Annotated in this window: 13 protein-coding genes; 5 read left to right on the top strand and 8 right to left on the bottom strand. The window is 39.7% G+C overall.

The genetic code is table 11. The features are described 5' to 3' along the window. The first annotated feature begins 5 nt into the window (after positions 1 to 5). Complete coding sequence (gene efeB, locus RST01_RS11775; protein WP_147197043.1) at positions 6 to 1283, top strand: iron uptake transporter deferrochelatase/peroxidase subunit; 1278 nt, start codon at positions 6 to 8, stop codon at positions 1281 to 1283. After that, the gene (locus RST01_RS11770) at positions 1258 to 2997 is read left to right on the top strand and encodes an FTR1 family iron permease (RefSeq protein ID WP_147197040.1); all 1740 of its coding nucleotides are present in this window, start codon (positions 1258 to 1260) and stop codon (positions 2995 to 2997) included. The genes efeB and RST01_RS11770 overlap by 26 nt, the downstream gene beginning before the upstream one ends. A gap of 71 nt (positions 2998 to 3068) precedes the next feature. Here RST01_RS11770 and RST01_RS11765 read toward each other — a convergent pair whose 3' ends face one another. Continuing rightward, positions 3069 to 4049 (bottom strand): YeiH family protein, encoded by a 981-nt coding sequence (locus tag RST01_RS11765; RefSeq protein ID WP_147197038.1) that lies wholly within the window; start codon positions 4047 to 4049, stop codon positions 3069 to 3071. Positions 4050 to 4162: 113 nt separating this feature from the next. Between RST01_RS11765 and RST01_RS11760 the strand changes: the two genes are divergently transcribed. After that, positions 4163 to 5017 (top strand): LysR family transcriptional regulator, encoded by an 855-nt coding sequence (locus RST01_RS11760; RefSeq protein ID WP_147197036.1) that lies wholly within the window; start codon positions 4163 to 4165, stop codon positions 5015 to 5017. 49 nt (positions 5018 to 5066) lie between these two features. Here RST01_RS11760 and fumC read toward each other — a convergent pair whose 3' ends face one another. The 4 genes from fumC to RST01_RS11740 form a co-directional block, all read right to left on the bottom strand. Further along, entirely contained in the window at positions 5067 to 6449 is a 1383-nt protein-coding gene (gene fumC, locus RST01_RS11755) for a class II fumarate hydratase (RefSeq protein WP_147197034.1), read from the bottom strand. A 130-nt stretch (positions 6450 to 6579) separates the two neighbouring features. Continuing rightward, entirely contained in the window at positions 6580 to 7125 is a 546-nt protein-coding gene (locus RST01_RS11750) for a PCYCGC motif-containing (lipo)protein (RefSeq protein WP_236717647.1), read from the bottom strand. 133 nt (positions 7126 to 7258) lie between these two features. After that, positions 7259 to 8785: a flotillin lipid rafts scaffold protein FloT gene (gene floT, locus RST01_RS11745; RefSeq protein ID WP_147197032.1), complete on the bottom strand. Its 1527-nt coding sequence runs from the start codon at positions 8783 to 8785 to the stop codon at positions 7259 to 7261. A gap of 76 nt (positions 8786 to 8861) precedes the next feature. Beyond that, complete coding sequence (locus RST01_RS11740; protein ID WP_147197030.1) at positions 8862 to 9389, bottom strand: NfeD family membrane protein; 528 nt, start codon at positions 9387 to 9389, stop codon at positions 8862 to 8864. Between the two features lie 241 nt (positions 9390 to 9630). Between RST01_RS11740 and RST01_RS11735 the strand changes: the two genes are divergently transcribed. Both RST01_RS11735 and RST01_RS11730 read left to right on the top strand, forming a co-directional pair. Next, positions 9631 to 10251, top strand: coding sequence for a DUF47 domain-containing protein (locus RST01_RS11735; RefSeq protein WP_066790398.1), 621 nt, complete (start codon positions 9631 to 9633; stop codon positions 10249 to 10251). Between the two features lie 15 nt (positions 10252 to 10266). Then, positions 10267 to 11268 carry an inorganic phosphate transporter gene (locus RST01_RS11730; protein WP_147197028.1) on the top strand — a complete coding sequence of 334 codons (1002 nt, stop codon included), beginning with the start codon at positions 10267 to 10269 and terminating at the stop codon, positions 11266 to 11268. Positions 11269 to 11317: 49 nt separating this feature from the next. Here the strand turns inward: RST01_RS11730 and RST01_RS16035 are convergent, their stop codons facing one another. Genes RST01_RS16035 through RST01_RS11720 form a run of 3 tightly spaced genes read right to left on the bottom strand, consistent with a single transcriptional unit; the run spans position 11318 to position 13074 of the window. Beyond that, positions 11318 to 11479, bottom strand: a complete 162-nt coding sequence (locus tag RST01_RS16035) for a hypothetical protein (protein ID WP_184117597.1) — start codon at positions 11477 to 11479, stop codon at positions 11318 to 11320. Positions 11480 to 11503: 24 nt separating this feature from the next. Beyond that, positions 11504 to 11971, bottom strand: coding sequence for an RNA 2'-phosphotransferase (locus RST01_RS11725; RefSeq protein WP_147197026.1), 468 nt, complete (start codon positions 11969 to 11971; stop codon positions 11504 to 11506). A gap of 23 nt (positions 11972 to 11994) precedes the next feature. Next, entirely contained in the window at positions 11995 to 13074 is a 1080-nt protein-coding gene (locus RST01_RS11720; protein ID WP_147197024.1) for an AI-2E family transporter, read from the bottom strand. Positions 13075 to 13200 lie beyond the last annotated feature (126 nt).

Below are 13200 nucleotides of genomic sequence, written 5' to 3'. Positions count from 1 at the left end.
AAGCAATGACTAAAACAAATGATGAACGTTTACTAGATAAAAAAATCACACGCAGACAAATGATGAAAATGACTGGCGCAGGTGCAGTAGGATTAGCAATCGGTGCTTCAGGTATGGGTGGTGTTCTTAAAGCCTTTGGAAAAGATATCTTAGAGGATCAATCTACTGTAGCCAATAAAGTTGATTTTTACGGAAAACATCAGTCAGGCATCTCGACTGCTGTACAGACAAGTATCTATTTCGCATCATTAAATGTTTTAGTAACCTCTAAATCCCAACTGCAAGAGCTGTTCCAAATGTGGACACCCCTCGCAGTCCAAATGATGAATGGCGATTTAATTGGCACAGCTTCAGAAAATGCGCTTATCCCACCTAAGGATACAGGTGAAGCAAAGGGGCTAGATGCCAATAACCTTACTATCACATTTGGAGTGGGACCCTCTCTATTTGAGAAAAAAGAGTTAGGGCTGGCACAGCTGAAGCCTAAAGAATTACAAGACCTGCCCCACTTTCCAAAGGACCAGTTAGAGGAAACATTTACGGGTGGAGATATTTGTATTCAAGCTTGTGCTGATGACCCGCAAGTAGCTTTTCATGCGGTCCGTAATTTAATTCGTGCGGCCTCCGGTAAAGTATCATTGAAATGGTCACAAGCCGGATTTAATTCTATCCCCATAAAAAATGGCAAAAAAGAAACACCACGCAACTTATTTGCTTTTAAAGATGGCACAGAAAATCCTATAACTGATAATGAAAAAGATATGAACGAAGTCGTATGGGTACAGCCCGGTGATTCGAAGCCATGGATGGCAGGTGGCACTTATTTAGTAGCACGCCGTATACAAATGCATTTAGAAACTTGGGACCGTACAGCTTTAAGAGAGCAAGAAGCAACATTTGGGCGGCATCGCGACAGTGGTGCACCTCTTGGCAAGAAGGGCGAATTTGAAGCGATGGATATCGACCGTAAAGATGCAAACGGCAATCCGATTGTACCTGAAACTTCACATACGTTCCTGGCGAAGAAGTCAAATGCGCGTTTATTACGCAGATCATTTTCCTATTCATCTGGCGTGATGGATGCTACGGGCACGTTTGATGCCGGATTGCTTTTTATCTCGTTTCAAAAAAATCCTAAACAATTTATCAAGATACAGAACAGTTTAGGCCGCTTAGACAAAATGAATGAATACATTACCCATCGTGGGAGCGCATTATTTGCATGCTTCCCAGGTATAAAAAAAGGAAGTTATATAGGTGAAGCATTATTTAATACGCTGTAGTCAAATTCTTATACTATGTACTTTAGCTGCTTTTATTGCCATGAAACCCGTATCAGCAGCCGCATCCTATAGCAACCTGTATATTTCAATCAGCGATGCGATTATGGACAGCAAAAAAGGCGATGATAAAAAGGCTGAAAAGGCGCTCTCTGCTTTTGCACAAGATTGGAAGAAAGTACGTTCACAAGATTCCAAGGAAACGAAAGCAGTTGACCAAGCATTGAAAGAAGCCCAAGCAGCTTCTTCAACTGACATACGTCTTGATGCCCTATCTACTCTTTCTAAGGCTCTAACAGCTTTAGAAAAAGCAGAAAACCCTGTTGATGAGAAAGCGGAAAGACAGTCCTTCCTGACAGCGATGAATCCTGCGCTAGACCAGCTTCAAGCTGCTATTAAAGAAGGCGATGTACCCAAGATGACAGCAGCATATACTACATTCAACGCTTATTGGAAGAAGAAAGAAACACCTGTTAGAGAGCAAGACATTGCTGCTTACGGCAAGATTGAAACACAAATGTCGTTCATCCGCATTGCGCTAGCTGACGAACATCCCAACTTTGATACCATGCAAGACCAGTTTAACGTATTAAAGCAAACAGTGAATGACTTTGGACTAGGGAAAAAAGTGGCTTCTTCTACTAAAGGAGACACATATTCACTGCAATCGCTCATTGATTTAATTGATAAAGCCAATGGGCAAATCGTTGCCAATGATTATTCAAAGGCTTCCGCCACTATCAAACAGTTCATCGTCACTTGGCCAAATGTAGAAGGCGATATACGCACTAAAAATGCTGGCCTTTATACAAAAATCGAAAGCGAAATGCCCATTATTGCTGGTGATTTGATGAAAGATCAGGTGGATGCAAAAGGTATTCAAACAAAGCTCGGAGACCTAAAACAACAAATCCAATTAATTCAGGGCGACCAAAATTATACACTCTGGGATTCTGCACTTATTTTACTGCGTGAAGGTTTAGAAGCACTTTTAATTATGATCGCATTAATTGCATTTCTTAAGAAATCAGACCAACGTCATATGGAAAAATGGATTTATATTGGAGCAGGACTCGGGATTGCATGTAGTGCAGTGGCAGCTATTTTAATGTCAACGCTGTTCAACTCCTCTACAATCAATACTAGCCGCGAAATGATTGAAGGATATGTAGGTTTAATTGCCGCTGCTATGATGATTGGTGTTGGTGTTTGGATGCATAGCAAATCGAACGTCAAAGCTTGGAATGCGTATATTGCTAAACAGATGAACCATGCAATGTCCAAACAAAGTGTGTGGGCAATGGCATTCATTAGTTTCCTTGCCGTCTTCCGCGAAGGGGCCGAAACACTGATTTTTTATGCGGGAATAGCACCAAAAATGTCTACTTCCCAATTTTCACTAGGTATCGGGATTGCAGCCGTCATTTTAGCTGTTGTAGCATTCATCTTATTGCGTGCGACAAATAAAATTCCTGTTCATAAATTCTTTGCCGTAGCGACTATATTCATCTATTTGCTGGCATTTAAAATAATCGGTGTAAGTATTCATACGTTGCAATTGACTGATGTTGTACCTTCGAATGTTATGAGCCATATGCCAGTATGGGCTACGATTGGCTTTTACCCAACAATTGAAACCATTAGCGGCCAGGCCATTCTTCTTGCGCTGATTATCTTTACGATTCTATTTAAAAAACGCAATGCAACAACTGCTTAGCAAAAAGACTGTAGACAGCTTGAAAAAGCTAATCTACAGTCTTTTTATTTCATTCTATTCTATCTCGCAGCTTAAACAATAAACAAGACAGCTCCGCTAAGAATAATGGAAACAATCGTCATCATTAACAGTGGCTTCAATGCTCTTGATTTCAATTCCTTTAAGTCAACAGACATGCCAAGGGCAGCCATAGCAACCGCTAAGAAAAATGTGCCTGTTTGTGCGATGGCATCTTCTACAGATGCACTCAGGAATCCTTGCTGTGTTCCCCAGGTGCCAAGCGCAGAGACCGCTAAAAATCCTAGTAAGAAATAAGGGAAGGAAGCTTTCTGCCCTGTTCCCCCTTTTTTAAACTTCAAGAAACCTACAAGCACAAGTGTTACAGGGAACAATAAGAGAACTCGGCTCAATTTTGAAAGCAATGCAGGTGTCAGGGATTCGTCGCCATAGGCTGCGCCTGCTAGTGCAGCATGTGCAATTTCATGCAAACTGAAGCCGGACCAATAGCCATATACGGCTGGTGCTAAGTGTAAAAGTGACCCTACTGCCGGATATAGTAACGAGAAAATGGTGCCCATCAATGCAATCATACCTACAGCCATTGCTGTATCCTCTTCTTTAGCCTTTAGGATTGGTGAAACGGCTGCAATGGCTGCGGCACCACAAATTCCTGTACCAAATGCCAGTAACATCATTAAATTATCTTCTACCTTTAAAAGCTTTCCTATAATGATGGTTAGCAAAATGGCTCCTACAATAACGCCGGCCGCACGAGCAATCAACGGCAGCCCTTCATGGGCAACGACAGCGATATTGAGGCGGATTCCATACAAAATGATAGCAAACCGCAAAATCTTCTTCGCGGCAAAATCGATGCCAGTTTTCCACTTTTGTGGATAAGGCAGTGTATTACGTATAATCACTGCTATCAGGATGGCTATAGCTAAAGGTCCCAGATAATTGAGCATCGGAACCTTGCTTAGGAAGTAGGATGCTATTGCAATGATGAGTACCATTAAGATTCCTTTATAGAATCCACTATTGTGTTTCATACGCTCATCTCCAATTCATAATTTCTATTTATATGATAAGATGTACTCACCTAAAAAGATAATTAATCATTTTAATCTTTATCATAAGTAATTACTTATAGAAGGATGGTTATATGAATGATAAGTTAAGCATTTTCCTCCTCGTTGTGAAGAATATGAATTTTTCCCGTACGGCGGAGGAATTATTCATGACGCAGCCTGCTGTCAGCCAGTATGTAAAGAATTTAGAAGAAGAGCTTGGAGTCCAGTTATTTGATCGCTCCCATAAGCAAATTCAATTAACGAAGGCCGGAGAAATCGTAGCCTATTACGGAAAAGAAATAGATAAACTGTCCCAAAGCATGAAGCGAAAATTAGATGATTTAACAAGCCATGTGGGCGGTGATTTATTGCTAGGTGCGAGCTACTCTTATGGGGAATATTTGCTTCCAAAAAGACTAGCAGCCTTTCTTGATGTTTATCCACAAGTTGTCCCGAGCATTTGTATTGCCAATACAGCAGAGATTGCAGAAAAGATTGTGGATCAAACATTGGATTTGGGGATAATTGAAGGCACTGTCAACAATAAGTGGATAGAATCGCACAAAATTGCTACAGATCATTTAGTTGTAGTAGCAAAGTCTGGACAACCTGTGCATAACTTAGACGCACATACATGGATTATAAGAGAAGAGGGATCGGGTACCCGAGAGGCTTTTGACAATTTTAAAAAAGAGCATAGATTGAATCCAACACATACGATGGTATTTGGCAGTACTCAGCTGATTAAAGAAGCGGTTGCGAATGGTCTCGGACTTGCATTGCTTTCTGAATGGACCATTCAAGATGAAATTCACCTAAATAAATTGCAAATCATCCGCCGAGAAGACTTTCATTATCAGCGAGACTTTCATGCAATCCATCTGAATACTCCCTTTTTAACCAAAACAACGGATACATTTTTAGACTATTTGAAGAGAAATAAATAAAGCTGTGGAAAACTTGCATCTTTGCAAGCTTATCCACAGCCTTTACTTTTTAAAACTTAATCATTTTGCTTGGTACAACCCATTCATTAAATTGTTCTTCTGTCACAAGTCCTGTATCTAATGCGGCTTCTTTCAGCGTTAATCCATTTTTATGGGCATGTTTTGCAATTTTCGCTGCATTTTCGTAGCCGATGTGTGGATTTAATGCTGTCACCAACATTAAAGAATTGTTTAAGAAGTGTTCTAATTTATCTTCATTTGCTGTAATGCCTTGCAGGCAGTGTTCATCAAAGCTTCTGATGACATCAGATAACAATTCAACTGATTGCATGAAGTTATACAGAATGACTGGTTTAAATACATTCAATTCAAAGTTACCTTGAGAAGCTGCCATGCCTAATGTAACGTCATTACCCATCACTTGGACAGCCACCATTGTCACTGCTTCACATTGTGTAGGGTTAACTTTACCTGGCATAATAGATGAACCTGGCTCGTTTTCTGGAATTGAAATTTCTCCAAAACCTGAACGAGGGCCAGAAGCTAACCAGCGAACATCATTGGCAATCTTCATCAAATCTGCAGCTAAAGCTTTCATTGCACCATGCGTTGTAGCCATTTGGTCATGAGAAGTCAGTGCATGGAATTTGTTTGGCGATGGTACAAATTGCAAACCTGTCTCTTTCGCAAGAACAGCTACTACTTTTTCATCGAAGCCTTCTGGTGCATTTAAACCTGTTCCGACAGCAGTGCCACCAATTGCTAGCTCTAGCATGTGCTTAGCGCTTTCTTTAATCATTTCCTCTGATTTTTCAATCATGTAAAGCCAACCGCTGATTTCTTGGCCTAATGTAAGAGGCGTTGCATCTTGCAAGTGTGTACGACCAATTTTGATTAACTGCATGAATTCTTCAGATTTTGTTTTCAATGTTGCTTTTATTTGTTCCAACGCAGGAAGTAAGTTCTTCTCTACCGCAATCGCTGAAGCAATGTGCATAGCAGTTGGGAATGAGTCATTGGAGCTTTGTGATTTATTGACATCATCATTTGGGTGCAAACGCTCATCACTGCCTTGTGCTTCTAGATACTCATTGCCAAGGTGTGCGATGACTTCATTGACATTCATATTTGTTTGTGTGCCGCTTCCGGTTTGCCAGATGACTAAAGGAAACTCTTGATCCCATTTGCCTGCAATGATTTCATCTGCCGCATGTGCTATGGCATCTGCTTTTGTTTGTGACAAGGTTCCTAGATCAACGCAAACTTTCGCTACTGATTTCTTAAGTAATGCATAGCCATGGATAAATTCGATTGGCATATGTTCAGAACCAATTCTAAAGTTTTGCTTGCTTCGCTGTGTTTGGGCTCCCCATTTATGTGTTGCAGGTACTTTAATTTCTCCCATGGAATCATGTTCAATACGATAGTCCAAATTCTCCAACTCCATTTCTTAAGATTGTTGAATACTCACTTCATATGATAGCGTTTTCCCCATTATTTGTCTGCTAATCTGTTTAGAATGAGCAAATTGCTGAGAAAGCTAGAAAGAACCTATCTAATCTTTAAGCTGGTGGCATTGGTGTTTTTGTTGGTTTCGAATAACCTTCTTTATAGTCTTCGTCGATCTTTTTACGGATATCTTTTAAAGGAACGCCTTCCTGTGCTTGTTTAATGGATTTAATTGCAATTTCTACACAAACAATGCAGCGTGTACCATGATCATCCCAGACAATCGAGCCGTCTTTTTTAACTTCTTTAATAAAGCAGTTTAGATTGCTTTCATGATTTGCGCTTTCTGCGCAGCCACAATAGCATGGCATCCATTTAAGTACTTCTGTCGCTTTGCCTGCTGCCTGATAGACCAATTTTAAATCCTCTGATTGTTTGTCCAAGAAACTCGGCAAAATATCACTTGATGCTGTTTCCTCTTGTAAATCACCATTAGGCAACTCATGCTGGCCCCCTTGGTGTGCCGTGTGTTCTGTCTTTTCTGACTGAGTTGCTTTCTCGCTATCTTGGTTTTCTTTCGCTGTTTTATCTGCACTGTTGCCACAAGCAGCTAAAAGCATCGTGCCCGCCAATAAACATGATAACCACTTTTTCTTCAAATTGTTCTACTCCTTCAAACGCTTTTCTTTCATTATACCTTATCAGGGTATAACAGTCGTATGACAAATTGACGTCAAGATGCTTTCAAAAAAATAACCTCTATCGGAAAAAATTCCGATGAGGTTATCTGTGTTATTTCTCTACAGTTGCTGCTGTATGAGCGTCATTTTTGCTTTCTACTAAGCGCTCAATGCTTGGTCTAATATTATATTTGCCTGAGTAGTTTTCTAGCATCTCTTTCAAATCTATACCCGAAGAGGCTTTCAATGATTCTTGTAATGAAGCCATCAAATCTGTTGCATAGCCTGTCACCTTATTTGCGCCGCCACCAGCTCCGCCGCCAGTGTCCACAACCGTAATTGAATCGATATTAGATAGTGGGCCCGCCACTTGTTTTGCATATTCAGGCAGCATGCTAATCATCATATCTAATACTGCAGCTTGGCCGTATTGCTCAAAGGCTTCTGCGATTTTACGTTTAGCTTCTGCTTCCGCAAGACCTTTCAAGCGGATAATTTCTGCTTCTGTTTCCCCTTGGGCTTTTTCAGAATCAGCTTTAGCCAAACCGTCTAAACGAATTTTTTCAGCTTCTGCTTTCGCTTTAGCTTCAATACGATATTGTTCTGCATCAGCTTGGGCTAATTGTTTCATTTTGTCAGCCGCTGCATTTTGTTCAACAGCATAGCGATCTGCATCAGCTTTTTTCTTGACTTCTGAATCGTATTGTTTTTCACGGCGAAGAATTTCTTTTTCTTCTAGCTCGATTTGCTTTTGACGCTCGATAATCTTGATTTGCATTTCTTGTTCCGTTACTTCTTGCTTCGCTCTTGCTGTTTCAAGTTCGTAGGCTTGGTCGGCGCGCGCTTTTGCGATATCTTGCTCACGACGATATTCAGCCACTTTCAATTGGTTCTCTTTCTCTGCTTCCGCGATTTCAGTTGCACGTTCTAGCTCTGCCTTTTGTGCTTCTTTATCTGATTCCGCTCGTTTGATGCGAGTTTCTTTTTCAGCATCCGCTGTCGCGATATCCGCATCGCGTCTAACTTGGGCGATACGTGGTTTACCAAGTGATTCCAAATAGCCATTTTTGTCACGTACATCTTTTATAGTGAAGGATACAATCGTTAGGCCCATTTTAGCTAAATCTTGTGAAGCAACACGCTGTACTTCTTGCGAGAATTTGTCACGGTTTTTATAAATTTCTTCCACTGTCATAGAGCCTAAGATGGAACGTAGATGACCTTCCAATACTTCTCTTGCTTCCATTTCGCGTTCTTCTTTTGGCTTCCCTAAAAATTGTTCGGCAGCTGTGGCAATTTCCGTAATAGAGCCACCAATTTTGATGATAGCAATACCATCGGCCATGACAGGCACACCTTGCTCTGTGTAGACTTCTGGCGTAGTAACTTCCAGTTTGCTTGATAATAAGCTAAGCGGTTCTGCTTGTTGGAATACAGGTAATACAAATGTACCTCCACCGCGAATAATCTTAATGCGGTTGCCTGCTTCATCCTTATGGACATTTTTAGAGCCAAGATAGCTCCCTGTCACAATCAATGCTTCATCTGGTCCTGCCGTACGATATTTCTTTACATAGACGCCAATAATCGCCAATACTAAAACAACTATAATTCCGCCAACTATCAATGCTAAAGGCATAATTTTTTCCTCCTATTTTTACATGTTGATCCAAGTAGTTATCAAAAAATATTACTTCTTCACTTGAAAAGCAGCTTTAGAAAATCGGGCTATACTCCCTTACAAATACAGTACTTTCTTTTACTTCTATAACTAATACTTTTGCGTCATAGGGTATTTCCACAAGATCATAGCTTGCCGCTCTTTTTGATATAATGCCATTCACCGTCTCGATTACAACTTCCCCATATCCATCAACCGGCACTGGTACGATAACTTTTCCTACTTGCCCTCCAAGAGATTCTTCTGTATAGGCCATGGAAACTTCGGCTGATTTTAAAGGAATAAGCACAAAATAATATAAAAGAATATCTAAAATAATAGCGGCAATTACTGAAATGATGGCAATGCTTATACTATTTAGTGCAGTGAAAGTTTCAAGGACCCACCCCATTGCAGTATAAAAGGTTAAAAATGCAAGTATGACTGCCGGATTAAAAAAAGGAATACCTTCTCCTACGCCCTCAACCATATCGCCAAAAAACAAATAAAAGACCATACAAATCGCTAAAATAATCAATAAGCTTAAATACCACTGTTCAATCGACCAAGTGTGAAAATCCATTGAATTCACCCCCTTCTTCGCTCGCTTTCTTCGTTACTATCTATATCTACGGTTCAGAAGGTCAAAAGTTTCATTTTTTCTGATTATTTAATTTTAAATGTGTGCAATCTAAATATTACGGGAATGTAAATTTTAATCGGACCATGACGAAATTTGTAGGGATTTATATCGCAATTTGTTATTATTATAGTTGTGTTTTTATTTAAAACATCTACCGGTTTTTATAATTAGGAGGCTTTGTATGTTTAGCACAAAAAAAGAAGATCCCTTCTTTGCAACATTATTGAAAATTGCTGAGAATTTAAAGGAAGCATCTCATTATGCAGATGACTTTAAAATTACAAGCATTGCGGGTTTAAAAGAACTCAGCGTTACGCTGAAGAAATATGAAACAGATGGCGATTCGCTGATCCATGACCTTATTCAAATGTTGAACAAGTCTTTCATGACCCCAATCGAGCGTGAAGATATTTTGGAATTAGCTGTACGCATGGATGACATTCTAGATGGAGTGGAAGGCTGCATTGCCCACTTTGAAATGTTTTCACTTACAGAAGTCGATGATTATATGAGAGATTTCTTGAAATACATTGTGTTAAGCACCGACGAAATTGCTGCTGCTATGCAGCATTTAGCAAATAAAAAACTAATTAATATGCGCGATCATGCCATTTTAATTAAAGATTATGAGCGTAAGTGCGATGAAGTATTGCGTACTTCCATTAAGCAACTATTCCTACATGAAAAAGATCCTATCCGCATTATTCAATTTAAAGATATCTACGAACAGCTTGAAGAAGTGGCTGACTATTGCCAAAACGTAGCCAATGCAATGGATACGATTATCATGCGCAACGCATAGGAGATGTAGTAATACATGAATACAATACTGATTTTAACTGTACTGGTCGTAATCTTTGCTCTATTATTCGACTTTATTAATGGTTTCCATGATACAGCCAATGCGATTGCCACTGCCGTTTCTACACGTGCGTTAACACCTCGTACAGCCGTTATTATGGCAGCTACAGCAAACTTTATCGGCGCGGTAACCTTTACAGGGGTAGCCCAAGCAATCGCAAAAGACATTGTAGATCCATTCGCTTTAAAACATGGTGTTGTCATTATCTTAGCTGCATTGCTATCTGCAATCATTTGGAACTTACTGACTTGGTACTTCGGTATCCCGTCCAGCTCCTCGCATGCCTTAATCGGTTCGCTTGCAGGTGCAGCGATTGCATCTTCTGGATTCGGCGTGATCAACTATGAAGGATTTGGGAAAATTTTTAAGGCGCTAATCTTCTCTCCTTTTATCGCGATCATTGGTGGTTTCCTTATGATGTCGCTGTTTAAATTCGTATTTAAAGATCGCAACTTAAGCCGTATGAACAATTCGTTCCGAAAAGTGCAAATTTTCACAGCTGCTCTACAATCTTTTTCACACGGAACGAATGATGCCCAAAAATCGATGGGTATCATTACTATGGCTTTAATTGCCGGCGGTTTCGTGAACCAAGGCGGAGATGTGCCGATGTGGGTAAGAATTAGCGCTGCAACCGCTATGGGCTTGGGTACATCTATCGGTGGATACAAAATTATCAAAACAGTCGGTGGCAAAATCATGAAAATTCGCCCTGTAAATGGGGTGGCTGCTGATTTATCTTCAGCAATCATTATTTTTGGAGCTACCCATTTCCATTTGCCTGTCTCTACAACACATGTTATTTCTTCTTCTATCATGGGTGTAGGTTCTGCACAAAATGTAAAAGGCGTTAAATGGGGCGTGGCACGTAAAATAGTCATGACATGGATTATTACACTCCCAATCTCCGGATTGCTTGGTGCTTTGATTTTTTATATTTTTAACTTATTTATGTAATAGTATTTTGCTATACAAAAAAGCCGCTCCTAGGAGCGGCTTTTCTTATTTATCCTCTAATACTATTATCCACATGTAGCTCTGTTGCATGGCCAGTCTGATTAGGTTGGTGGGGATTATTTTTAAAGAAGGTCGCAATAGACAGGTAGATTAAGATTAAGCATACAAGGACAATTCCAATGATTATGAATGTCATCTTTTTACCAGACATAGTCTTCTCCTTTTCTATTCATTATTATTGCGCAGACGGCTTAAATCCTTCTGCATATAAATAGTCTTCAGCATCATCGCGTGTACCAAAGCTTTCTTCTAAATTTTCTCCATGATAAATATTCCAATAAGGATCATCATTTACTAGCAAAAGCTCTGCTTTGTCTCGATTAAGCCAGGTTTGTTCAAATTTTTCTTCCTCTACAGGTTCGTCAACCTCTGAAAGATACATGATTGAATCCTCGACCACTTCTCGCAGTTCTTGCTCTGTGAAATCTCTAATATTCACAAGACCTTTTTGGGCTGTTGGATAACGCAGCAAGTCGCCAACATAAACAAAGCCATTACCGTTTGGGTGAAGCTTCTCTACTACAATCTTCTTCTCGTATTGGCTACCCTCAAAGTGGTAGTTTAAACGGCCCATCGATATCTCTTTACGGGTTAATTCTTTAAAACTCTCAATGATTTGTTGTTTTTCTTCAAATGTTAGCATATGATCTCCTTTTTAATATCCCTCTATATATTTTTAGTAGCAGCAGATTTAATATCTTTCCGATGTTCATAGACATTTTTGACGATGACTTTAGCGACAGCATAGAGTGGCACTCCGAGTAAAATTCCGATAAACCCGGCAATATTGCCTGCAGCTAAGATAATCGTAATAACGGTAAGCGGATGAATATCAAGCGTCTTGCCCATAATGTTGGGCGTGATAAAGTTGCTGTCAATTTGTTGAGCAACAAGTGTTACCACACACACCCATACAGCTTTCATAGGGTCGTCTAGGAAGCCTACAATGATGGCAGGCACAAGCGCAACCCATGGGCCGATAAAAGGCACCATATTCATGAAAAATGCAAACATAGCGAGCAGGAGCGCATATTCAAGGCCTATAATTTTATAGCCGATAAAAATAAGGGTCGCTAATATAAAACTGATTAATATTTGACCTTGGATATAATTACGTAATACATCATCAATATCTGTTAACGTTTTTTTCACCCATTGGCGACGTGAGCCTGAGAATAAGTTATAGATCGCAGGGGCAAACTTCTCATGATCCTTCAACATGTAGATGAAGAAAAATGGTACCAGAATTAAAATGAAGGCACCGGATACGAGGCTAGAAATAAGTTGCACCAAAAACTTACTTGTAAATACAGCGTATTGCTGTATCGAATTGGTGATTCGTTCAATCGCATCATTCAACTGATCAGGGAATTTTTCACGATTCTTTAAGATATAATCAATCATATCTGAAAGCTCATTTGCGAGATTGGGCGCTGCCTTAATCAAATGATTAATTTGGTTATTGATTGGCGGCACAATAACGGCGATAAACGCATAAATAAGAGCCCCTATAATGACCAGTATAGATAAGATGCTTGCCCATCTTGGAAACTTTCTTTTTTCTAAAAAGCGCTGAATGGGTTCTGTGACATAGTATAGAACGCCCCCAGCTAGCAACGGAATAAAAATAGCACTTAGTATGACTGCAATCGGATAGAAAAGGGATTTAATCTCTAGAAAATATTTAATAATCAATAGAGCTAATAGAATCCCGACACCCGCTTGAAACCATAGTTTCTTTGTCAAATGGTTCACTTCCTCTTCGGCATTAATAACAGTCTGTAAAAACTACAATAATTGACGTTTCACTATATATTCTTATATCAGTATACGCTATTCAACTATAAACTGAAAATAGCCACCTTACGCTCA

The sequence above is a fragment of the Rummeliibacillus stabekisii genome (assembly GCF_007988965.1).
Lineage (GTDB): Bacteria > Bacillota > Bacilli > Bacillales_A > Planococcaceae > Rummeliibacillus > Rummeliibacillus stabekisii.
This window is presented reverse-complemented; position numbering and strand designations above follow the sequence as displayed.

Coding starts and splice junctions, on each gene's coding strand:
- RST01_RS11740 (WP_147197030.1), bottom strand. CDS start 9,389: ATGGATTTTCACACTTGGTCGATTGAACAGTGGTATTTAAGCTTATTG.
- RST01_RS11725 (WP_147197026.1), bottom strand. CDS start 11,971: ATGCTAACATTTGAAGAAAAACAACAAATCATTGAGAGTTTTAAAGAA.
- RST01_RS11730 (WP_147197028.1), top strand. CDS start 10,267: ATGAATACAATACTGATTTTAACTGTACTGGTCGTAATCTTTGCTCTA.
- RST01_RS11765 (WP_147197038.1), bottom strand. CDS start 4,049: ATGAAACACAATAGTGGATTCTATAAAGGAATCTTAATGGTACTCATC.
- RST01_RS16035 (WP_184117597.1), bottom strand. CDS start 11,479: ATGTCTGGTAAAAAGATGACATTCATAATCATTGGAATTGTCCTTGTA.
- RST01_RS11735 (WP_066790398.1), top strand. CDS start 9,631: ATGTTTAGCACAAAAAAAGAAGATCCCTTCTTTGCAACATTATTGAAA.
- efeB (WP_147197043.1), top strand. CDS start 6: ATGACTAAAACAAATGATGAACGTTTACTAGATAAAAAAATCACACGC.
- floT (WP_147197032.1), bottom strand. CDS start 8,785: ATGCCTTTAGCATTGATAGTTGGCGGAATTATAGTTGTTTTAGTATTG.
- RST01_RS11760 (WP_147197036.1), top strand. CDS start 4,163: ATGAATGATAAGTTAAGCATTTTCCTCCTCGTTGTGAAGAATATGAAT.